We start from the raw sequence: 21,553 nt of genomic DNA, 5'->3' as shown, positions 1-21,553 counted from the left end.
GTTTTTTACTTTTATTTCTTTTGATTAGCATTACTTCGTGATACGAGAAGAACCATATAGCAAAATAGACCAAATAGTAACGAAATTAATAATGAATGTAGTAGTGCGATAATTAAATTTAATTTTGTTAAAACGACAAGCATACCTGCTAATACTTGTAAAGTCACAATAATGAAAGCTAATATCCAACCCTTGTAAATAACAGGCTGATCTTTGTAATGTTTTATAACGTGCCAAGTTATGTATGCTATCCAAATAAAAATTAGTAATACTGCGAAACGATGCCCCATTTGAATCCATTCGTACATATTGTTTGGTAGGGCGGCTGGTTGGTCATTTCTGCAAAATGGCCAATCTGGGCACACTAAACTTGCATCTGTATGACGTACAAGTGCACCGGTATAGACAACAATATATGAATATAACGTTACACCTATAGTATGCATTTTTAATTTTTTGCCAATAAAAACTTTGTCTGCATTAAATTTAGTATCGACTTCAAAGACAATTAAAGAAAGGAGTAAAACTGCAGCAAAGGATATAAGTGATATCCCGAAGTGTAATGCTAAAATAAAGTCACCTTGCCCCCATAACACTTGTGCAGCCCCAATTAATGCTTGTGCGACTAAGAAGAAAACGGCTAGAAATCCTAAAAACTTAACTTCTCGGACGTGTCCAAGTGATTTCCAAGTCCATGCTACTAAAATAACGATGAAAATGGATACAGCACCTGTCACTACTCGGTGTGAAAATTCAATTAATACTGCTGTTGTTATCTCTTTCGGAATAAGTGAACCGTTACAGTCAGGCCAATTTCGACCGCAGCCTAACCCACTGTCTGTTTTCGTAACGAGTGCCCCCCCTAAAAGGATAAGCAACATACCAATAGTTGCTGCTACAGCAAACCATTTTAAATATTTACTATGTTGCACCTTGAGCCACCTACTTTGTCTATCAACATCGCTCATAAAAAAGCGTCTCTAGTTTTAGATAATAGCGAAATTTGGGAAAAAAGACAACTTCATTCGCAAACTCACATTATATAATTCCATTTTTTTCACAAATTGTTCATAAATTCGTGCCCTAGCATTCACAATTAAAATTGGGAAATCGTTTACTATAGATATGGTGTTTTCTATATACATAACTAATATTTGTAATTTCTGCAATGTTCATTGAAATTTCACTAAACGTCTAGAAATTGTGGGCAAATTTCGCTATAGTTATGTTAGCGGAATATGCTTACAAAAATGAAAGGGGAAGTAAAATGTCAAATGGACGTGCTTTCACGGCTACTAGAAAAACTGGACCAGAAACGACATCTTTCGTAAAAGATTTTTTCGCACTCATAAAGATTGGGATCGTTAATTCTAATTTAGTGACAACCTTTACAGGAATGTGGTTAGCATTTCAGTTTACGGACGGCCACTTTTTAGAACAGTTAGATATAGTCGTTTGCACTATGCTCGGTGCAGCGTTCATTATTGGCGGTTCTGGAGCGATGAACAATTACATCGACCAAGATATTGATCCGATTATGAAACGTACAAAAAAAAGACCTACTGTTACAGGTAGATTTAAGCCGGGTCAAACTTTGATTATTGCTCTTTCATTGTTAATTGTAGGTGAAATTTTGTTATTTACGGCTTCAATTTCAGCCGGAATGTGGGGACTAGCAGGTATATTAGCTTATGTAGTTCTTTATTCGATGTGGTCGAAGAGAAAACATGTGAGTAACACAGTTGTGGGAAGTATTTCTGGTGCAATTCCGCCAATTATTGGATGGGCGGCAGTTGAACCGTCGTTAGGGATCGGTGCCCTTGCGTTATTTTTAATTATGTTTGCATGGCAACCGCCTCACTTTTATGCGCTTGCGATGAAACGTACGGAAGAATATCGTGCAGCCAATGTTCCAATGCTTCCAGTTGTGAAAGGCTTTAAAAGAACGAAATATTCCATGTTAGGATGGGTAGTACTTTTACTCCCATTACCGTTTTTATTACCGGAGCTTGGTACGGGCTTTTTAGTGCTAGCTACAATGTTGAATGTAGGTTGGTTAGCACTAGCTATTAGCGGCTTTAACACGAAAGATGATTTGAAGTGGGCAAACAAAATGTTCATTTATTCATTGAATCATATGACAATTATGTTCGTCTCGATGATAATTTTCGCTGTGCTGAGCTAAAAAGTTAGGAATTCTTTCTTTTATAAGAATTCACATAGAAAAACCATAGTCCTGGTTACACATGAAAATACAACAAAGAAAGAGGGGTTTAATTAAGCTATGATGAAAGGGCTTAAGAAATGGCGTCTGTTTTCACTTTTAACAGTAATGACAGTGTTCCTTTCAGCTTGTGGTGAAGATTATATTTCGGCACTAAAACCAGCTGGTCCTGTTGGACAAGAACAACTGAACATCTTACTTTTAACTGTCGTAGTTATGACGTTAGTAGTTATAGTTGTATCTGTACTTTACTTAACGGCTTTCATGAAGTTCCGTCGTTCTAAAGTTGGCGAGAACGTTATGCCTAAACAAGTAGAAGGTAGTCACACTCTAGAAGTAATTTGGACAGTTATTCCGATTATTTTATTATTAATCATTGCTGTTCCAACATTAACTGCTACTTATAAATTTGCGGATGTTTCTGCAATGGACGAAGTAGATGAAAATGGTAATAAAACTGCACTTACTGTTAATGTAACTGCAAAATTATATTGGTGGGAATTTGAATATCCGGAGCAAGGGATTGTAACGTCTCAAGAATTAGTCGTTCCTACTGGCGAAAAAGTGTACTTTAACTTAAAAGCTGCCGATGTAAAGCACTCATTCTGGATACCAGCAATTGGCGGTAAAATGGATACGAACGTAGAAAACTTAAACAAATTCTACTTACAATTCGACGAAGAATCTAATAGCTTAAAAGATGGCGTATTCTATGGTAAATGTGCTGAGCTTTGCGGTCCTTCACATGCTTTAATGGATTTCAAAGTTAAAACTTTAGACCGTACTGCATTTGACGCGTGGGTTGCAGCAATGAAAGCAACAGAAGGTAATGTAGCTGATGCTAATTCTGCTGACTTAGGTGAAGCAACATTTGCAAACAGTTGCTTAGGCTGTCACGCAATTTCTGGTGTAGGTGGATCTGGCGCAGTGGGTCCAAACTTAACAACATTCGGTGACCGTAACCGTGTTGCAGGTTTCTTAGACCATACTGCTGAAGAAACAGCTAACTGGATTAATGATCCAGGAAAATACAAACCAGGTAACTTAATGACTGGTAAATATAATGTTTCTAAGGAAGAAGCAAAAGCTATTGCTGACTACTTAATGACATTATCTGTAGAAAAATAATTATACTTGGTAGAAACTTTGAAGGAGGTTAAAGTTGTGAGCTCTGTCGCACAGAAAAAGGGCTTTGGGGCACATGTATGGGACTTCTTAACTACAGTCGATCATAAAAAGATTGCGATACTGTATTTAGCTGCCGGTACACTGTTCTTCGCTATCGCTGGTTTTGAGGCGTTATTAATGCGTATTCAGTTAATGATACCAAACAACGATTTCATTTCTGCGGGCCTATTTAACGAATTATTAACGATGCACGGTACTACGATGCTATTCTTAGCAGCGACACCGTTATTATTTGCTTTTATGAATGCTATCGTTCCACTGCAAATTGGTGCACGTGACGTAGCATTCCCGTTCTTAAACTCACTTGGATTCTGGTTATTCTTCCTTGGAGCTATTTTCCTTCACCTATCATTCTTTATGGGTGGAGCACCTGATGCGGGTTGGACTTCTTATGCATCTTTATCTTTATACTCTCCAGGTCATGGTATTGATTTCTATGTACTTGGTTTACAAATTTCTGGTGCTGGTACGTTAATCTCTGGAATTAACTTCATCGTAACAATTATTACGATGCGTGCACCTGGTATGACGTTTATGCGTATGCCACTTTTCACTTGGACTTCTTTAGTTTCAAGTACATTAATTTTATTCGCATTCCCTCCACTTACTGTTGGTTTATTCTTAATGTTAGTGGATCGTATGTTTGGAGCTAACTTCTTCGATCATACAATGGGTGGTAACACGATTATTTGGGAGCATTTATTCTGGATTTTCGGTCACCCAGAAGTATATATTTTAGTATTACCAGCGTTTGGTTTATTCTCTGAGATTATTCCAGTATTCGCTCGTAAACGTTTATTCGGATACTCTTCAATGGTATTCGCAACTATTTTAATAGGTTTCTTAGGGTTCATGGTATGGGCTCACCACATGTTTACAACTGGACTTGGTGCAACTGCTAACGCTATCTTCGCAGTAGCTACAATGGCAATTGCTGTACCAACAGGTATGAAAGTATTCAACTGGATCTTAACTATTTGGGGCGGATCAATTAAAGTTACTGTACCAATGCTTTACGCACTTGGTTTCATCCCGTCATTCGTTGCGGGTGGTGTTACAGGGGTAATGCAAGCAACTGCACCTCTTGACTACCAATTACACGATTCTTACTTTATCGTAGCTCACTTCCACTACGTAATCGTTGGTGGTATCGTAACTGCGTTATTCGGTTCAGCACACTTCTACTGGCCGATCATGTTTAACCGTACATTAAATGAAAAACTTGGAGTACTTACTTTCTGGGTATTCTTCATTGGTTTCCATTTAACGTTCTTCCTACAACATTTCTTAGGTTTAATGGGTATGCCACGTCGCGTATTCACGTACATGGATGGCCAAGGTTGGGATTTATACAACATGATTTCATCTGTTGGTGCATTAATGATGGGTGTTGGGGTAATCTTATTAGTAATTAACGTATTATTATCGATCAAATCTGCACCAGTTAACCGTCGTGATTACTGGGGCGATGGACGCTCTCTTGAGTGGGCACTTGAAACGCCACTACCATTCTATAACTTTAAACAAACGCCACTTATTCGTGGATATGATCCGTATTGGATTGAAAAACAAGAAGGTAATAAAGAAGGTATGGTGTATGCTGAGCCACTAGGTGACATCCATATGCCAAATAACTCGATTTTACCTCTATTAATGTCAATCGGTACGTTCATTGCTGCATTTGGTGCTCTTTATAGTCCATGGGGTGACCAAGCGATCGCAGGTACAGCTGAAAGCGTTTCTCCAGCAGTATCATTAGCATTATTAATCGGTGGATTAGGTTTAACAGTATTATGTATGATTACACGTTCTGTGAAAGATGATTTCGGTTACCACGTTCACGTAGAAGAAATCGAAGCAATCGAAAAGGATTTAGCACATTATCGTGCAACAGGTAAAAAAGGAGGTAACAAGTAATGGACATCAATACTAAATTTACTCCTCAAAATTGGCCTGAGCATCCTGAGCAAGCAACGATGGAAGGTAAAAATAAATTCGTAGGTTTCTGGATTTTCCTTGCCTGCGAAGTTGTACTTTTCGCAAGTCTTTTCGCTACATACTTAGCGCTTAAAGACCACGGTCCAGCAGGTATGACTTTCTCAGCTAAAGGGCTTTACGAGTTACCTTTAGCATTTGTCATGACAATGTTACTTTTAACTTCTTCTCTAACTTCAGTGTATGCTATGTACCATATGAAGAACTTTAACTTCAAAGGTGTACAAACTTGGATGGGGATTACAGTTATTTTAGGTTTAGGATTCTTAGGTCTTGAGATTTATGAGTTCCAACATTACGTACACATTGGTTTTGGGTATAGACAATCTGCGTTCTCTTCTGCATTCTTCACGCTTGTTGGAACGCACGGTTTACACGTTATTATCGGTTTAGTATGGATATCTAGTCTAATTTTCCGTAATATGAAACGTGGACTAAACTTATACAACGCGCCGAAGTACTTTATTGCATCATTATACTGGCACTTCATTGACGTTGTTTGGGTATTCATCTTTACTGTAGTTTACTTGATGGGAGTGTTAGGATAATATGTCACACGAAACGCATTTCGAAGCACGTTCTCAAGTTCAACAAGAGTATTATCGTAATGAAAATGCAGCTAAAATGCGCAAACAAGTTACTCAGTTTGCTATTATGATCCTGTTAACGTTTATAGCGTTTGCTTCTGTAGTGGCAGATTTCTCGCCAAACTTCATTAAACCGTTTGTATTATTACTAGCTGGTATTCAAGTAGTACAACAGCTATACTCATTCATGCACATGGATGATAAAAACGGACACCATATCGGAGTTGTTTCTTTCTTTATGTGGGGTGGCGGATTTATTGCCTTTACGTTCTTCCTTTGTTTCTTAACAATTATTTGGTGGTAATAGTAGACGCGTCTGGAACTTTCCAGACGCGTTTTATGTTTTTTCTTGGGAGAAAAAGAGAGAGACTATGCAATTGCTATTAGAGGTGTAATCAGGTGCTTTTACCATTTCTCTCAAAATTGCTTTTATTGTCATAGTTCATCTATTGATGTTACTATGTATGCGTTCTATAATGAACATATTGAAGTTTAAAGGAGCGCGATGAGTATGCCGTTAAGTATATTTGGATTTCAAGCATTATGGAGTCCATATTTAATAGGGGTAATTGTATTTTTAACGGTCGTTTACTTTTTAGTTACGGTAACTTGGAGAAAAGATTTTAAAGTGAGCGAACCTTTAAAGAAGAGTGAAGCTATATATTTTATATTAGGTATGATTTCTTTATATATTATAAAAGGCTCTCCAATTGATTTATTAGGTCATATTATGTTTACGATGCATATGGTGCAAATGGCATTATTATTATTACTTGTACCGATTCTCATTATTAAAGGGATTCCGTGGTGGGTTTGGAAAGTAGTCGTGGAATTGCCTGTCATAAAGACGATTTTTAAAGTTTTTACACAGCCTCTAGTAGCAATTTTTATGTTTATTGCTTTATTTTCGTTTTACCATATCCCATCTGTTTTTGATACAATTAAATTAGATGAGACGTTGCACGGTATGTACACATTTATTTTATTTTCTTCTGCTGTTTTAATGTATTGGCCATTAATTAATACTGTAGAAGGTCAGCATCAGTTAAAGCCATTATACAAACTTGCATATATTATCGGAAATGCTGTACTTATTACTCCTGCATGTGCTTTAATTATTTTTGCACCGTCGCCGATGTATGGTACATATACAGATGGAGAAATGTGGTTAAAGGCGATGGAGCTTTGTGTTCCAACATCAACATTATCAGGTTTGTCATTATCAGGACCTGAATTATTTTCTTCAATGAGCTCACTTAGCGATCAGCAGGTTGGTGGAGTTATGATGAAAATTATCCAAGAAATTATTTTTGGAGTTATTTTAGCGAGGGTATTCCGTAAGTGGTGGAATAGTGAACGTAAAAATCCAGAAGAGGTTACGGCTAAAGCGTTAAAAGAGTTCCAGGAGCAAGTTATTTATAAATAATTTAGAGAGTGTGGAGAACAGAAATGGGAGTACCTATATTACCTACTATTAGTACATCTTTTATTGTCATTAGTGCTGTGTTAGTTGCTATTGGCTGGTACTTAATTATTATACGTAAAGTAGAAGCACATAAAAAAGTAATGTTGGCGGCTGGTGTATCAGCATTAATCTTTTTTATTATTTATATTTCACGTACTGTCTTTATCGGGAATACCGCATTTGGTGGACCGGACGAGTTAAAAGGATATTATACTTTCTTCCTTATATTCCATATTACGTTAGCGACAGTAGGAGCAGTATTTGGGATTGTAAGTATTATTTCAGGATTAAAAACGAATTTAAAATTACATCGTAGAATTGGTCCGATTACTAGTATTATTTGGTTCTTTGTTGCCATTACAGGTGTAGCAGTGTATTTACTGCTATATATAATTTACGAGGGTGGAGAAACAACTTCGGTAATTAAAGCAATTTTAGGATTCTAATAAAACACGTTACGCGAGAGAAGCGTAACGTGTTTTTTTTTATTTTTGTATTGTTTAAGCTATGGTAGTTTTTGCATAGGGGGTGTTGATTTCCATCCTGGGGTGAGCGCTTTCCTGGGGGCACGACTCCAACTAAATTTTTTCGGACGAACCGAAAAAAATTGGATTTTCCGCACGTGCGACTGTCGCTAAGCTTTCGCCGCAATAAACATTGCTTATTCCCAAGGAGTCGCCGCGCCTCCATTCCAATCAACGCGTCCTTAACCAAGATGAACGCTTACTTTTATAAATTTATGAAAGAGCAAAACCTGCGCTTAATAATATTTTTTAATCCATAGTCATCAAAACGCTAAGAACATTATGCTCCTCCTGTTCGACCATATTATGTATCAATACACTTTTTAATTCTGGGATATGCATGTTAACATTCATAGATCATAAATCACTTTTCTCTTACTTATTTCTCAACAATTCAAGTATATAAAAGAGTGTGATCTTGTGCTTTTTTTATGGACAAAATTGTGTGCATGCCCCATCAAACATTATAGAACCATACAAATAGCAGGATTTAGTTAATAAATTAAAAAAAGAGTGTAAACAAAGTCATTTTTGACATTGTTTACACTCAGAAGTATCTATTCTATGATACCTCTTTAAATATTATTATAGACCGAATTCAGCTAGGTCTTTACGAACGTTTGCTAATATCTTTTCGCAATCTTTTACTAAGTGAGCAGGGAATACTTCGTCAGTATATTCTACACCATGCGGATAGTAATATTTACCGATAGCTGGTTTGTTTAATTTTAAAGTTGCGTCGTGTGCACCAACGTCACCTGAAATAGCGTTGCAGAATATACGTAAATAGAAACGACCTTCACGCACATCGAAACGACGATCAAAAGTCATACGGTCATAATCCCAAGCACCGTGGCATTCTAAACCATGCTTTGCTAGAATATTAGTAAGAACTTGTTGATCGGCAGTTACTGATTCAAGATTTGTGTTTTCAAAATACATTGAATAATCCTCCTTTAGCAAATCGTACATATAGTATATGCTCCATTTTTATAATAGAGCAATTTAACCTTTGTTGCAATGACAACATTGTGTCAAGCTGTATAAAATGGTTATAATTGTAGGTAGGATAATCCTAGTAGGAGGTACACATGGAAGCACTTTTTCGAATCCTAATCATTGTTACATTTATAGCAATTGTGTATTACTATGCTGGGCCAGATGCTACAAAGCATGAACCGTTAGAGGGACCTACTATAGTACAACAACCAATATTAAAGTCAGATTATTCAAAAGTGATAGAAGACGTGCAAATGCGTCCAGAAGAAGGTTTATCGACGTATATTGGTGAACCTAGTGAAACTTTGTTAGTAACTTACGGCTTACCTATACGTATCGATAAAACACCGTTTCAATATGATTGGTGGATCTACAATGGTGAACAAGGTTTTATTATGTTTGGAGTTTCGGACGATAAAATTGTGCAAGTGTATACGAATACAAATGTATACGATGTTGCACCGTATGAGATAGGACAATCATTAGACGATATTTATCGTATGACAATAATAGATTCAGAAGTAACTGTACAATTGGGCGATAATATATATTTGTTTTCAATGAATGATGCGGATATGAGTAGTCGTATTTTAGTGAAATTTAAAGATGTATATGCACAGCTTTATATTGATACCGTAACAAAGCAATTAGCTGGTATCCGTTTTTTAAATGGTGAAACACTTGTCGAGCATAAGCCTTATGAAATGCAATTTATTGGAGAATTGATTGATTCATCTACACCATCTTCGTTTGCGCAGCATGAAATTCATAAAGCGAGCGCAGCGCAATTGCTTGATTTAACGAATGTTATTCGCAAAAAATACGGAGTACCAACATTAGTAAATGATGCAAAACTAAATGAATTAGCGATGCAATCTAGTGAAAATATGTTTTTGAAAAATATGGAGACTCAACAATCTGAAGACGATGTTTCCTTAAAAGACAAATTAATTGAAGCGGAAATTGAATATAAATCTGTCGATCAAAACATAGCGACAGCGTATTATGATGCAATTGAAGTAATGCATGGTTGGTTGAATTCGAAAGAACATAGAGCTATGTTGTTAAATGATACATATTCACATGTTGGTACAGGTGTATTCTTAAACTATTACACGCAAATCTTTATAGAAACGAATATAAACACCTCACTTGCTGCACAGTAGCATTTATGAGCCCTTTTCATACAGTAGTGAAAAGGAGTGAGTTGGATGCAGCTTGCGGAGTTATTAAAAGACTGGCCGTGTATTGTAAAAGGCTCCGTGCGGGAGGAAGTAACAGGTATTGAAGATTTTGCACAACATGTCAAGCAAGGCTATATATTTGTAATGCGAAAAGGAAAACAATTTGACGGTACGCAATTTTTACAGCAGGCGTTAAATAATGGTGCTAGCGCGCTAGTAACAGAAGATGAATCGTTACTCGATAGTAAACTCGCAGTCCCAATTATTTGGGTTCCGAATAGTATGCAATTTTTATCTTTTGCCAGTGCAAAGCTGCATCATTTCCCTGCAGAGGCATTAAACGTTATTGCGATTACAGGAACAAATGGCAAAACAACAGTTAGCCATTTTATTAGTCAATTGCTGCAATCAATTGGTAAAAGCTGTATCGTTATTGGTACGAATGGCGTTTTTTTGAATGGTGAAAAATTCCCACTAAGTTATGAATCTCTTACGACATTACAAGCAAAACAAATTCACGAAATCTTTCAGTTAGCTGTTAGAAAAGGTGTACAGTACGCTATTTTAGAAGCATCTTCAATGGGGCTAGCCAATTACCGACTCGATGATTGCGCTATTGATGTCGGTGTTTTTTTGAATTTATCGTCCGAGCATATAGAAGATCACGGTTCATTAGAGCAATATAAAAAAGCTAAACAACGACTGGCAACATTAGCTGGGCAGATTGTGTTAAATGGAGATGATGCATTTAGTCGCTCAGTTGGGCTCGTTGTGAAGAAAAAAATGCTAATATTTGGGACGAAGGGGCGCGTCGATATACAGTGGCAGCTCTTAACAGAAGGGGAAGGGTTTAGTACTTGTTGTGTGCAGTATAAAGGAAAAGAAGAAATTATTGTATTGCCATTTATAGGTGATTACCAACGCCAAAATGCAATGGCAGCGTTAGCTACTATGTATGCCCTAGATTTTGACATAGAACAATTTACATCTAAGCTAGCTACATTAGCGTTACCAGAAGGGCGTATGCAAGAAATTGAAAATGATTTAGGGCTTCGTATCGTCATTGATTATGCACATACACCGATTGCCTTAAAAGCGGTATTGCAATCATTACAGCATCAAAAAGTGCGAGTTGTATTTAGCTGTGGTGGTGAACGAGATGTTGAAAAAAGAAGGAAAATGGGCACGATTGCTTCAACATATGCACATAAAGTGTATTTAACAACAGATAATGCGAGAAGCGAAAACCCAACGAAGATTAATGCCCAAATTAAAGCAGGTTTTTATAGTGGGCAATTATATGAGGAAATTGAAGACCGTGCGCTTGCGATTGAAACAGCTATTCGCCAAGCTGACAAGGGAGATACGATATTAATTGCTGGAAAGGGGCATGAGCGAACACAAACAATTGGTTCAACTATAACCCCATTTTCAGATATTGATTGTGTAAAGAATGTGTTAAGTACGGCGCTCAATGACGAAAAATGAACCTGTAGCGGTCGCTAGTTTTTTGCCAGTTTCATCTTCAACAACGCATTCCATAACAAGTGTGCGTCGTCCTTTATGAATAAAAGAACCGCGAGCAATTAATTCTTCATTATATGTTGTCGCGATATAGTTAATGTTTAAATTAGTCGTTACAACATTAAAGCCTGGTGCTACTGAACGCGATGCAAGACCGCCCATGGCAGCATCGACAATTGTTGCTATGATACCTCCGTGAGGCACTTTAATTGTATTATGTATAACGGGAGTAATGGGAATACGCACTTCACTGCTATCTTTCCGAAATTCTCCTACCATATGTAAAGCAGCATTAATATACCGGCGATGTATGCCTTGCTGTTTATCTTTTATACCACCTAGTAAATGCAATAGCACTTCTTCGTCTTCTATGGAGCTCGTTTCTAGTATAGACGATAATAATTGTTCAATTTGTTTTTTTGACTTCCCCATCTGCATGACGCCTCTTTCTTATGTAAGCATTGTCTCCATTTTAAATGTAACACACTTTCTGTTATGATAGATACAGAATGGGGGAACATAAAATGTTGATGACTTCTGAATGGGCTTTCGTGTTGGATGAGGCCGACCAGTTGAGCACTATGATTATATCCTCTGAACCAGCACAAAAACTGCGTGATGCATATGCAGCGGTTTATAACGACCACGAGCTTGTTAGTCAAATAAATAAGTTTGGGCGATTGAAGGAACAGTACGAGGATGTACAACGTTTTGGCAAATATCACCCAGATTATCATAAAGTTATGAAGGAGATTCGTATGCAAAAACGCGCACTTGATTTAAATGATCGAGTAGCTACATTGAAACTTGCAGAAAACGATTTCCAAGATTTATTAGATGAAGTGAGCTTACTAATCGGTCGCTCGGTTTCAGAGGCAGTCAAAGTACCTGTAAGTAATCCATTCTTTACTAGCGGTAGTAGCTGCAGTACAGGTGGAGGATGCGGATCTGGTGGTGGCTGTTCTTGTTCGGCGTAGCCTACTAGCGGTAATAAATAAATGAACATAAGCAATGGTTTAGACGAATAAATGTCTAAGCCATTGCTTTTTTTCTATAATATTTTTGGGATATATAATAATTTTGTTAAAAAAGCACAAGATCACATTTTTATATACTTGAATTGTCGAGAAGCAAGTAAGAGAAAGTTGATTTGTGCTCTATGAATTGTTCCGTGAAGACGCGTTGATTGGAGGGGCGGCGACTCCTTGGGGATAAGCAATGTTTATTGCGTCGAAAGCTTAGCGACAGTCGCACGTGAGGAAAATCCAATTGTTTTGGTCACATCCGAAACAGAATGGAAATCAACGCCCCCATTCAAAAAGGGTGCAATAAATATTAATTCCTTAAAATATATTGCACCCCAACATTGACGGAAAACCGATCTTATTTGACTTTCATTAAACTTGATATTTTTGTAATAATGGTAGTGCTAAATCTGGGCGGTCTGTAATAATACCTTGTGCCCCAGTGCGAGTTAGGCGGCTCATTGATACTAAATCATTAATACCTTTAAACATAACTGGTACATTTAAATCCTTTAAAAACTGCACGAATTTTGGTGAATCGAAATTCATTACATTTGATTTTAGTGGAACCATGAATACATCTACTTTTGGATTATATAGGTGACCGAATTGACTTGTGAAAGATGTATAAGCTTTTGTTATATCTGCATCACCTGCGCCAAGTGCTACACGGTTTTGTGCATATAAATTGAAACGGTCAATTTGCTCGCTATATGAGCTTGTTACGATTACTTGATTTGTAACATTCAGTTCTTCAATTAAACGCCATAATTTTGAAGGCATTAAGCTACCTTCGTAAGTATCCGGGCCGTCTTTAATATTAATAACAAAAATTTTATCTTGGTATTTTTCTAATACTTCACGTAAAGTTACAACTTCTATTAGTTCTTCTGCATATAGTTTATTGCCTTCTAAGCATTCGAAGTTTGCACCAAAGTTTATTTGTTTTAATTCCGCAAGTGTAAAATCTTTAATATAACCCGTACTAGTAGATGTACGATCTACAGTTGCATCTGAAAAGATGATGATTTCCTCATCTTTTGTTAGACGAATATCAACTTGGAAGCCGTCTACACCTAATTCTGCTGACTTATCAAATGCAAGCATTGAATGTTCTGGTGCTAAATGTGCACCACCTCTATGTGCTAGTACGAATGGTCGCCCTTGTAGCACGTCTTTACCTTCTCGTTTTTGTGGTTTCGATATTGCCTTTGTACCTGCCCATGCAGCTGCACTAGCCGCGGCAATAGCAAGCGCTACTTTTGTTTTTTTACCCATGCTTCGTTCCTCCTCCGATTTTTACATTAATCGTTTTTAATTGAACAAAAAATGAATCCGTAGTTAGACCTTAATAGAGCGCTACAATGATATTTTATGGAGAATACTCTATTCATATTTATTATAACGGAAAATCCCACCTGCTGTCTAAACTCTGTTGCTAACAAATTGTACATTTGGTATGCTTTTAACAAGAAATGAGGGAATTAGATGAATGAAAGACAAGGACTAATCATATATGTACATCAGCTTAAACATGCGAAATCCCTACGGAAATACGGCCATGTGCATTATATTTCGCGAAAATTAAAATATGTCGTCATTTATTGTAACCGAGATGAAATTGAAGCGGTACAAAATAAAATACAACGCCTTCCATTTGTGAAAGACGTTGTCGAATCATACCGGCCGTTCTTGAAAACTGAGTTTGAAAATTCTAAACCAGATAAAGCGAAGGAATATGATTATAAAGTTGGACTTTAATTAATGCATAGGTGGAATATAGTGATTCAGTCTCAATATTCCGATTAAGTATTGATAAAATAAATTTGCTTCCGAAAAAATAGAAGAGTGCTTCACTTCAAGACGATTCGCTTGGCGCCCCATTTGCGAAACTGCCTCTTCGAAAATTTCTAGGCGTTTTGATCGTTTGTTAGAGTCGTACGGAATTCCTTCACGGCAAACGTAAATCGGCATAAATTTACTTTCGCCAACCGGTTTAAACGCTACTGCTAGAGATGCGTACGATTTATCATCTTTATTGGAAATGAAGATAAACGCATGATGAATGCGGCCTTCATTTGTTTTCATTAGTTCACATAGCTCGAAAATATCGCCATATCCTTGACCTAGTTCTATAAATTGTTGAATCATTTAAGTCACATCCTTTCCATAAACAATAGTAACATGATGCAGGAGGACAGGCACATGAAATTTGCCATGAGTTTTTTTTCGATTTTAGTATGTATTATTGGCGCGGTTCTTTTTGCGCAATTTCAAGTGTATTCTGACCAATTAAAAACAACCGAAGAAACATTTGGGTATTCGCAAGAAATTGAAATTGTTTACCGCGGAGAGAGTCTAGATATTCGTCAACATTTTAAAAATTTACCGAATCAAAAGGTGTCGATAAAGTGGCCAACGAAAGCGGAAAATCCAAGCTGCTTTATCGAAACAGAATATAGTTGTTCACGCTTAAGTGAAGATTTATCGGCGTTTGAGACGGGGGAAAATCGTACACAATCGGTTTCATACATAATACCTCTTAACGGAGGGCTTAAATCGAGACAATTAATGCAAGATGTATTTGTCTCACTTAATAAAGGCGACGTGAAATTTTCAACTGTTCATATTTCAACAGACAGTTCTATAGATGGACAATGGGTAACGGGGTTGCCATTAATTGGTCAGCAATCGTTACCGCTAGTAAATTATTCAATGTTTAGCGGGACTGGGGAAGTTAAGGATCTTTATTGGCAAGCAGGAGATTTAGCATTACAACAAGCGACAGATGTTATTTCGATTTACGGTAAACAACCAACATCTAAAGCGTTTAATGAAAAGTTAGCTACTGTGAACTTTTTAAATGATGAGCATATTGCTATTGTAAACGGAGAGAATCGAACAGGTGCGAAAAGTGACCGTATTTTATTTTTACCGAATGTAACAGTAGCGCAAATTAAGCAAGATGTCATTTTAGCCCAAATTGAAGCAGAGTATGACTTTGTAAATAGCCCGCAATGGTTAAAAGAAGTTATTGCTAGTTTCTTGACAGGTAATGCATTCGGAAGTGAGCGTGTAGCTGAAATTGTTGAAACATTAACAAATCAAATGACCGATGAGCAATTAGCGGAGTGGACGAAGCAATTAGAAGCACTCAAAGGCCAGCAAGTGTCGCCCGAAATACTAGATGAAGCTTTATCAACAGTATTTGGAATTCATACTGGGTATCTTTCAATGAATGTTAACTCGAGCGAAGTGTATCCGTTTTTATTTAATGACAAACGTGATGTATATTTAAATACGTATAAACAAGATGCTGTCAATGTTATTTTTAAAGACGGACTTGTCCTATATTCTGCTGAGCCATTATTAAATGCATTAGGCTATAAGGCAGCTGAAGGGAAAAATGGCTATTATGTAACGAGTGAAACCCGTTCCTTCCGTTTCCCAGTAGAGCCTGGATTTTACGTATTTAACCAACGACGTTACAACACAATCTCCGAGCCAATTGTACAAATAGCCGGAGAGTATTATGTGGAAGAGTCATGGTTACAACGTTTATTCTTAGTCGATATTCAGAAAAAGGATGAGAAAATTAATTTAACGACTGTGACAGCGCAATAGGAATAATGAAAGTTTGGTGAATATATGCGTGTAGTAGCAGGTGAACGAAAAGGTATGCCTTTAAAAGCGATTGATGGTACTACGACTAGACCGACTACAGATAAAGTGAAAGAATCTATTTTCAACATTATTGGTCCATTTTTTGAGGGCGGTATTGCACTGGATTTATTTGCTGGCAGTGGTGGTCTTGGTATTGAGGCGTTAAGTCGTGGGGCAGAGCGAGCAATTTTTGTTGAAAAAGATGGACGTGCTTTTCAAGTATTGCAGGAGAATATAAAAAAATGTCGCTATGAAGACTATACGGAGCTGTTTCGTACAGATGCAATGCGGGCGGTAAAGGGCTTATTAAAGCGTGATATTACGCTTAATTATGTTTTCTTGGATCCACCGTATCATAAAAAAGAGTATTACGATTTAGTCGATACTCTTGTAGAAAACGACAAAATAGCGCATACAGGCATTATTTTATGTGAGCACTCAACAGATGTTACACTGCCAGAAAATTATGGTCCTTTTCAGTTAACGAAACGAGAAACATATGGTGGAACGATTATATCGATTTATCGTTGCATTTAGGAAGAAGGAGAAACAATTGTCTGAAAAAATTGCAGTAGTTCCTGGTAGCTTTGACCCGATAACGAAGGGACATTTAGATATTATAGGCCGTGCAGCCGATGTATTTGATATTGTCTACGTTGCGGTGTTAAATAATTCAGCAAAACATCCGTTATTCTCGATAGATGAACGTATTGCTTTAATTGCAGAGGTAACGAAGGATTTTTCAAATATTCGTATTGAAAGCTCGTCAGGTTTATTAATTGACTATGCGAAGGAAAAAAATGCAAAGGCCATCGTTCGTGGCTTGCGTGCTGTTTCAGATTTCGAATATGAAATGCAAATTACTTCGATGAACCGCGTTCTCGATGAAAATATCGAAACATTTTTCATTATGACAAAAAATCAATATTCCTTCCTAAGCTCGAGCATCGTCAAGGAAGTGGCGAAATACGGTGGGAATGTCGGAGAACTCGTGCCAGCTGTAGTGGATCAGGCACTGAAGGATAAATTTAAAATGAATTAAGACGCAACCTTTGCTCGCGAGGCGGTGGCATTTTGATGCGACCAACACAGGAGCAATATTTCTTGATTGATAATTATCAAAGAGCGAAAAGGGTGTACAGAAATATTTTACTTTCTGTACACCCTTTTTTTAAATAAATATTAGCCAATACAGCACTGGGATTGTAATAATGTACAGCAGGCGCATGAAAATATACGGACGAAACGCAACAGAGCCTGTTTTCGCTATAACAAGTACTTGCATATGGATGCTTAAACTTTGTGCAGTTAAGCCTGTAATTAATCCTATAATTAGTAAATCATTTACTAAATATTCATTCATAAGTTGAAGACCATTTGTCATTTCAAGAATAGCTGCAAATAATATTTGTACATTCTCATGTAATGTGAAAAACTGGTTCATACTATGCATGATGACTGTATAAATTGTAGTGAAAAAAATAATCGTAGCACATACGATAAAAACGGTTGGCATACTATCTTTTACGCTATTTGAAAAAGCATTACGTGTAGAAATGAATGAGGCTCTTGTATTTTTTTTATGAGGTAGGTAAAAATAAACGATACAAAGTAATAACAATGAAAAGCTATGTAATAAGATTAAATATTGCCAACTTATTGATGCATCTCCGAGTAAATCTAAACCAACATATCCAATAACGAATAACGGGCTTGGACAATGGCAAATGCCGAGAAGAATCGCTGCTTCTTTTTTCGACAGTTCCTCGGATTTTACGAGCTGAACTATTGAGGCGGCTCCTGTTGGAAAGCCTCCAATTGCACTAATTGCATATGTTTTTAAATAAAGTAAAAAGGGATGAGCAGTATGCTTGGCCGTCATTCGAAGTAGCCAACCAGTTAATATTAAATAAGGCAATAAATAAGGGAATAATGCCTCCATAAATAAATGAACACCTAAATCTGTTCCTTCGTGCGCGACACCTGGGAATAACAGGAGTAAAATAAGTAACGTTATACAAATGAACACGGTGAAAAAATGAATGATACGATCAGCTCTTTTCGATATTTTGTCAACTGTAGAAGCAAGTGCTACACTAACTATATGCAAAAAAGTTTGCCGTTAGTCGCACACAAAAGAAGGTGGGGTACATAATGAAAAAAAAGTTAATAGCGCTTACGATTGTCTCTGTTTTAGTGGGCTTTTTATCTTTCTATAAGCTCGATGCGTACGTAATGAGTCCAGGGAGTGCGTATGATGTAAGTCGTTTCATAACTGTTCAAAACGGTGATGAACTTGATGAAGGTTCATTTAATTTAATGACTGTATCTATGATTCGTGCAACCCCGCTGTTATATGCCATAGCGAAAGTAAAAGAGCATCATGAAATTATACCGATAAATAGGGTGCGGCAAGAAGAAGAAGACGATGAAGAATACAGGGTTAGACAATTAAAGCTTATGAACGATTCTCAGTTTAATGCTCTATATGTAGCATTTTCAAAGGCTAAATTAGATTATAGTGTCACATATAAAGGTGTGTACGTGCTCAATGTACTAAAGGGCGGTGCGGCAGAGGGGATTATTAAGGCTGGCGATGAAATAGTTGAAGTAAACGGAGAACGTATTGAGAGACAGGCTGAATTAGTAGAAAAAATTCAAAATGTCAATAAAAATCAAGACGTTACACTCGTAATTAATCGCAATAATGAATTGATTGATAAAACGATTCGATTAAAGGAAATCCCTGGGACAGAAGGGCGAATTGGTCTTGGTGTAACGTTTACAGAGAGTAAATCAATTAAAACGGATCCAAAAGTAAAGATGGATACTGAAGATATCGGTGGCCCGTCTGCCGGCTTAATGTTTACACTTGAAATTTTAAATCAGCTTTTAGACGAAGATTTAACAAAAGGCTATACTGTAGCTGGGACAGGTGAAATGTATGAAGATGGTACGGTTGGGCGGATCGGAGGCATTGAACGGAAAGTTGTAGCAGCAGACAAAGATGGAATGGAAATTTTCTTTGCACCAGATGATGAAATTACCGACAAAATGTTAGAATTTAATCCTAATTTAGTATCTAATTATGATGCAGCTTTAAAAACGGCAGAAGAAATCGGTACGACAATGAAAATCGTACCGGTTAAAACATTAGATGATGCATTAGCTTATTTAGAAGCATTAGAGCCGAAACATTAAAGTCGAATAGGTGGCGTTTTGAAATCGCCATCTATTTTTTTGTTTGTGTGCAAGTTTATACCGATACCATACATTGTTGTTGCGTGTAAATCAATTTCCAGTAAATTATCTTGAACTGCAGCTACACGGCTAATTAATGGGAGATCAAAATGTTTTTTATGTTCCGATAAATAACGCTGACCCGCATCTGTCATGCCGAGTAAACGGATATAACTTGGTTCCTTATACGAATGGAGCTGCTCTTTTGTAATACCTGTATAAATATGTGTCAGCATTCGTTGAAGCCTTGTCCAAGTATAGCGTTTGGATTTAATTAGCGTCATAAATTCAATAAAAGAGTTACTCGTTTTTGCATGTTTTATAAGCGCGTATTGTAAGCCTTCTGTAACGTCCGCAAAGGCGGTTAATTGCTCGGGAGTATGTCGTAAAATCGCAAACTTTAAAAGTGGCCAGAACGCTTCCCAGCTACCGAATATATTATAAGATTGTTGCCATTTAGTTAGTTCAGCTAAAGATGTCGTTGGCATGAATTGTTCAACATTTGTTAGATCCTTTGCTTCAAATAATGCTTTTCGAATACCTGTTGCACTAGCAATTGAGCTCATTTTATCAGCGTCATCATGATAACCAGCACCGATACGTGGAATCGTTACAGGTCGTATCGGGCTTTTTAGCGTTTGTGCCGCCTCGATATAATGTAAGCCTAAAATATTGTTAGGCTGTGCTAAATCAATATAATTTCCAGAAAACTGCTGTTGTAGCTGTGCATAGGCTTCGTGCAATGCTTTTGGATAGCTAATCCCCAAAGACATATACTGCTTTATGAGTGCGTTATATTGCGTCCGGTTTTTATTAATTAATTCAAAGCTATTAATAAACGGTGTTATGCGCCCGTCTTCGCTACCAAAAGCGAATGTTTTACATTGCATCGCACTTAGTAGAAAGATAGCTCCGTAAGCAAATTGATTCGCTTGGGCGGTGCTAAAAACGTAAGGTAGCTCAATTACAATATCTACACCGCTAGCGAGTGCCATTTTCGTCCGTGCCCATTTATCGACAAGAGCGGGTTCACCCCGTTGTAAAAATTGTCCGCTCATGACTGCGATGACAGCATCAGCTTCTGTAATTTTTTTTGCTTGCTCTGCATGATAGGCATGCCCGTTATGAAAAGGATTATATTCCACAACTACACCGACTGCTTGCATAATTTATCACCTCACAGTAAAATATATCTTTATGCAATGATTTATTAAACGCGTTTGAAAATACTATTTTAAAACACGAAGAAATAATTTCTTGCAAATAATACTCAATCTGTATTGATTATAAGTGTGTTTTCGAGTAGTGACAAGAAATTATCTTGACATCTATTTTATATATCTATATAATCAACAGTGTTGTCTAGAGGTGATTAACGAATGAAATGGTCAATTCATCAATTATCAAAGTATCGCCAAAACGGGATGCCAATTGATACTTACGTACAATTGGATGAAGTAATGGATCGCAACCAGGATATTCGAGCTATCTCACCCGTTCATGTAAAAGGGCTATGTACATTCGGTGCATCGCAAATGACTTGTCAATTTACATTAAGTGCGACATTAACTCTTCCTTGTGCCCGCACATGGGAAGACGTTGAGTTTCCTATCGAAGTGGAAACGGCTGAAGTATTTAGCTGGGTCGACGAAGAAAAACGAGGGGATCTTGGCGGTGACATTCACTATATTGATGGTGAAGTAATCGACATGAAGCCAGTTTTAGAGGAGCTAGTGCTTCTTGAAGTGCCGATGCAAGTATTCAAAGAGAATACCGAAGGACAAGTGCATGGCGGAAAAAATTGGTCTTACACAACGGATGAAGATGTTGAACTTAGTCGTAAAAATGACGAACCAAAATTGGATCCAAGACTGGCTGCTTTAGCTAAGTATTTTGATCAAACAGATGAATAGATAATCTGTAAGGAGGTGCCAC

Annotated in this window: 23 protein-coding genes; 16 read left to right on the top strand and 7 right to left on the bottom strand. The window is 37.1% G+C overall.

Annotation, left to right across the window (positions count from 1 at the left end):
* Positions 1-11: 11 nt before the first annotated feature.
* Positions 12-932, bottom strand: coding sequence for a COX15/CtaA family protein (locus AAFN87_RS09395; RefSeq protein ID WP_347790781.1), 921 nt, complete (start codon positions 930-932; stop codon positions 12-14).
* A gap of 335 nt (positions 933-1,267) precedes the next feature.
* On the opposite strand from AAFN87_RS09395, the gene cyoE reads away from it, so the two are divergent.
* From cyoE to AAFN87_RS09360, 7 genes are all read left to right on the top strand, one after another.
* Complete coding sequence (gene cyoE / locus AAFN87_RS09390; protein ID WP_347790780.1) at positions 1,268-2,185, top strand: heme o synthase; 918 nt, start codon at positions 1,268-1,270, stop codon at positions 2,183-2,185.
* 99 nt (positions 2,186-2,284) lie between these two features.
* Entirely contained in the window at positions 2,285-3,352 is a 1,068-nt protein-coding gene (coxB, locus tag AAFN87_RS09385; protein ID WP_347790779.1) for a cytochrome c oxidase subunit II, read from the top strand.
* A 36-nt stretch (positions 3,353-3,388) separates the two neighbouring features.
* Positions 3,389-5,329, top strand: a complete 1,941-nt coding sequence (locus AAFN87_RS09380; protein WP_347790778.1) for a cytochrome c oxidase subunit I — start codon at positions 3,389-3,391, stop codon at positions 5,327-5,329.
* Entirely contained in the window at positions 5,329-5,955 is a 627-nt protein-coding gene (locus AAFN87_RS09375) for a cytochrome (ubi)quinol oxidase subunit III (RefSeq protein ID WP_347790777.1), read from the top strand. The genes AAFN87_RS09380 and AAFN87_RS09375 overlap by 1 nt, the downstream gene beginning before the upstream one ends.
* 1 nt (position 5,956) lies before the next feature.
* A complete protein-coding gene (locus AAFN87_RS09370) occupies positions 5,957-6,298 on the top strand; it encodes a cytochrome C oxidase subunit IV family protein (protein WP_347790776.1) in 342 nt (113 codons plus the stop codon).
* Between the two features lie 207 nt (positions 6,299-6,505).
* Positions 6,506-7,420 (top strand): cytochrome c oxidase assembly factor CtaG, encoded by a 915-nt coding sequence (gene ctaG / locus AAFN87_RS09365; protein ID WP_347790775.1) that lies wholly within the window; start codon positions 6,506-6,508, stop codon positions 7,418-7,420.
* 23 nt (positions 7,421-7,443) lie between these two features.
* Entirely contained in the window at positions 7,444-7,905 is a 462-nt protein-coding gene (locus AAFN87_RS09360) for a DUF420 domain-containing protein (protein ID WP_347790774.1), read from the top strand.
* A gap of 663 nt (positions 7,906-8,568) precedes the next feature.
* Here AAFN87_RS09360 and AAFN87_RS09355 read toward each other — a convergent pair.
* Complete coding sequence (locus AAFN87_RS09355; protein ID WP_347790773.1) at positions 8,569-8,925, bottom strand: YugN family protein; 357 nt, start codon at positions 8,923-8,925, stop codon at positions 8,569-8,571.
* 149 nt (positions 8,926-9,074) lie between these two features.
* On the opposite strand from AAFN87_RS09355, the gene AAFN87_RS09350 reads away from it, so the two are divergent.
* A complete protein-coding gene (locus AAFN87_RS09350) occupies positions 9,075-10,148 on the top strand; it encodes a CAP domain-containing protein (protein ID WP_347790772.1) in 1,074 nt (357 codons plus the stop codon).
* A 45-nt stretch (positions 10,149-10,193) separates the two neighbouring features.
* Positions 10,194-11,654: a UDP-N-acetylmuramoyl-L-alanyl-D-glutamate--2,6-diaminopimelate ligase gene (locus tag AAFN87_RS09345; protein ID WP_347790771.1), complete on the top strand. Its 1,461-nt coding sequence runs from the start codon at positions 10,194-10,196 to the stop codon at positions 11,652-11,654.
* On the opposite strand, the gene AAFN87_RS09340 is transcribed toward AAFN87_RS09345, so the two are convergent.
* A complete protein-coding gene (locus AAFN87_RS09340; RefSeq protein ID WP_347790770.1) occupies positions 11,625-12,122 on the bottom strand; it encodes a PaaI family thioesterase in 498 nt (165 codons plus the stop codon). The genes AAFN87_RS09345 and AAFN87_RS09340 overlap by 30 nt on opposite strands.
* Before the next feature lie 92 nt (positions 12,123-12,214).
* On the opposite strand from AAFN87_RS09340, the gene AAFN87_RS09335 reads away from it, so the two are divergent.
* Positions 12,215-12,667: a YlbF/YmcA family competence regulator gene (locus AAFN87_RS09335; protein ID WP_347790769.1), complete on the top strand. Its 453-nt coding sequence runs from the start codon at positions 12,215-12,217 to the stop codon at positions 12,665-12,667.
* 420 nt (positions 12,668-13,087) lie between these two features.
* Here the strand turns inward: AAFN87_RS09335 and AAFN87_RS09330 are convergent, their stop codons facing one another.
* Positions 13,088-13,993 (bottom strand): glycerophosphodiester phosphodiesterase family protein, encoded by a 906-nt coding sequence (locus AAFN87_RS09330; protein ID WP_347790768.1) that lies wholly within the window; start codon positions 13,991-13,993, stop codon positions 13,088-13,090.
* A 210-nt stretch (positions 13,994-14,203) separates the two neighbouring features.
* On the opposite strand from AAFN87_RS09330, the gene AAFN87_RS09325 reads away from it, so the two are divergent.
* Positions 14,204-14,476: a YlbG family protein gene (locus tag AAFN87_RS09325; protein WP_347790767.1), complete on the top strand. Its 273-nt coding sequence runs from the start codon at positions 14,204-14,206 to the stop codon at positions 14,474-14,476.
* On the opposite strand, the gene AAFN87_RS09320 is transcribed toward AAFN87_RS09325, so the two are convergent.
* On the bottom strand, positions 14,477-14,866 hold the full coding sequence (locus AAFN87_RS09320) for a DUF7147 family protein (protein ID WP_347790766.1): 390 nt from the start codon (positions 14,864-14,866) through the stop codon (positions 14,477-14,479).
* Between the two features lie 54 nt (positions 14,867-14,920).
* Here AAFN87_RS09320 and AAFN87_RS09315 point away from each other — a divergent pair, with 54 nt between their 5' ends.
* Genes AAFN87_RS09315 through coaD form a run of 3 tightly spaced genes read left to right on the top strand, consistent with a single transcriptional unit; the run spans position 14,921 to position 17,420 of the window.
* Positions 14,921-16,339, top strand: a complete 1,419-nt coding sequence (locus AAFN87_RS09315; RefSeq protein ID WP_347790765.1) for an RNA polymerase II — start codon at positions 14,921-14,923, stop codon at positions 16,337-16,339.
* Positions 16,340-16,363: 24 nt separating this feature from the next.
* Entirely contained in the window at positions 16,364-16,915 is a 552-nt protein-coding gene (rsmD, locus tag AAFN87_RS09310; protein WP_347790764.1) for a 16S rRNA (guanine(966)-N(2))-methyltransferase RsmD, read from the top strand.
* A 16-nt stretch (positions 16,916-16,931) separates the two neighbouring features.
* Positions 16,932-17,420, top strand: coding sequence for a pantetheine-phosphate adenylyltransferase (coaD, locus tag AAFN87_RS09305; protein ID WP_347790763.1), 489 nt, complete (start codon positions 16,932-16,934; stop codon positions 17,418-17,420).
* Between the two features lie 129 nt (positions 17,421-17,549).
* On the opposite strand, the gene AAFN87_RS09300 is transcribed toward coaD, so the two are convergent.
* Positions 17,550-18,488, bottom strand: coding sequence for a hypothetical protein (locus AAFN87_RS09300; RefSeq protein WP_347790762.1), 939 nt, complete (start codon positions 18,486-18,488; stop codon positions 17,550-17,552).
* Between the two features lie 44 nt (positions 18,489-18,532).
* Here AAFN87_RS09300 and AAFN87_RS09295 point away from each other — a divergent pair, with 44 nt between their 5' ends.
* Positions 18,533-19,579, top strand: a complete 1,047-nt coding sequence (locus AAFN87_RS09295; protein WP_347790761.1) for a SepM family pheromone-processing serine protease — start codon at positions 18,533-18,535, stop codon at positions 19,577-19,579.
* Here the strand turns inward: AAFN87_RS09295 and AAFN87_RS09290 are convergent.
* A complete protein-coding gene (locus tag AAFN87_RS09290; protein WP_347790760.1) occupies positions 19,576-20,784 on the bottom strand; it encodes a nucleotidyltransferase in 1,209 nt (402 codons plus the stop codon). The genes AAFN87_RS09295 and AAFN87_RS09290 overlap by 4 nt on opposite strands.
* 213 nt (positions 20,785-20,997) lie before the next feature.
* Here AAFN87_RS09290 and AAFN87_RS09285 point away from each other — a divergent pair, with 213 nt between their 5' ends.
* Positions 20,998-21,531, top strand: coding sequence for a YceD family protein (locus tag AAFN87_RS09285; protein WP_347790759.1), 534 nt, complete (start codon positions 20,998-21,000; stop codon positions 21,529-21,531).
* Positions 21,532-21,553: the final 22 nt, after the last annotated feature.

Source organism: Solibacillus sp. CAU 1738 (genome assembly GCF_039888725.1).
GTDB lineage: Bacteria > Bacillota > Bacilli > Bacillales_A > Planococcaceae > Metasolibacillus.
This window is presented reverse-complemented; position numbering and strand designations above follow the sequence as displayed.

Coding starts and splice junctions, on each gene's coding strand:
- cyoE (WP_347790780.1), top strand. CDS start 1,268: ATGTCAAATGGACGTGCTTTCACGGCTACTAGAAAAACTGGACCAGAA.
- coxB (WP_347790779.1), top strand. CDS start 2,285: ATGATGAAAGGGCTTAAGAAATGGCGTCTGTTTTCACTTTTAACAGTA.
- AAFN87_RS09375 (WP_347790777.1), top strand. CDS start 5,329: ATGGACATCAATACTAAATTTACTCCTCAAAATTGGCCTGAGCATCCT.
- AAFN87_RS09370 (WP_347790776.1), top strand. CDS start 5,957: ATGTCACACGAAACGCATTTCGAAGCACGTTCTCAAGTTCAACAAGAG.
- ctaG (WP_347790775.1), top strand. CDS start 6,506: ATGCCGTTAAGTATATTTGGATTTCAAGCATTATGGAGTCCATATTTA.
- AAFN87_RS09360 (WP_347790774.1), top strand. CDS start 7,444: ATGGGAGTACCTATATTACCTACTATTAGTACATCTTTTATTGTCATT.
- AAFN87_RS09355 (WP_347790773.1), bottom strand. CDS start 8,925: ATGTATTTTGAAAACACAAATCTTGAATCAGTAACTGCCGATCAACAA.
- AAFN87_RS09350 (WP_347790772.1), top strand. CDS start 9,075: ATGGAAGCACTTTTTCGAATCCTAATCATTGTTACATTTATAGCAATT.
- AAFN87_RS09345 (WP_347790771.1), top strand. CDS start 10,194: ATGCAGCTTGCGGAGTTATTAAAAGACTGGCCGTGTATTGTAAAAGGC.
- AAFN87_RS09340 (WP_347790770.1), bottom strand. CDS start 12,122: ATGGGGAAGTCAAAAAAACAAATTGAACAATTATTATCGTCTATACTA.
- AAFN87_RS09335 (WP_347790769.1), top strand. CDS start 12,215: ATGTTGATGACTTCTGAATGGGCTTTCGTGTTGGATGAGGCCGACCAG.
- AAFN87_RS09330 (WP_347790768.1), bottom strand. CDS start 13,993: ATGGGTAAAAAAACAAAAGTAGCGCTTGCTATTGCCGCGGCTAGTGCA.
- AAFN87_RS09325 (WP_347790767.1), top strand. CDS start 14,204: ATGAATGAAAGACAAGGACTAATCATATATGTACATCAGCTTAAACAT.
- AAFN87_RS09320 (WP_347790766.1), bottom strand. CDS start 14,866: ATGATTCAACAATTTATAGAACTAGGTCAAGGATATGGCGATATTTTC.
- AAFN87_RS09315 (WP_347790765.1), top strand. CDS start 14,921: ATGAAATTTGCCATGAGTTTTTTTTCGATTTTAGTATGTATTATTGGC.
- rsmD (WP_347790764.1), top strand. CDS start 16,364: ATGCGTGTAGTAGCAGGTGAACGAAAAGGTATGCCTTTAAAAGCGATT.
- AAFN87_RS09295 (WP_347790761.1), top strand. CDS start 18,533: ATGAAAAAAAAGTTAATAGCGCTTACGATTGTCTCTGTTTTAGTGGGC.
- AAFN87_RS09290 (WP_347790760.1), bottom strand. CDS start 20,784: ATGCAAGCAGTCGGTGTAGTTGTGGAATATAATCCTTTTCATAACGGG.
- AAFN87_RS09285 (WP_347790759.1), top strand. CDS start 20,998: ATGAAATGGTCAATTCATCAATTATCAAAGTATCGCCAAAACGGGATG.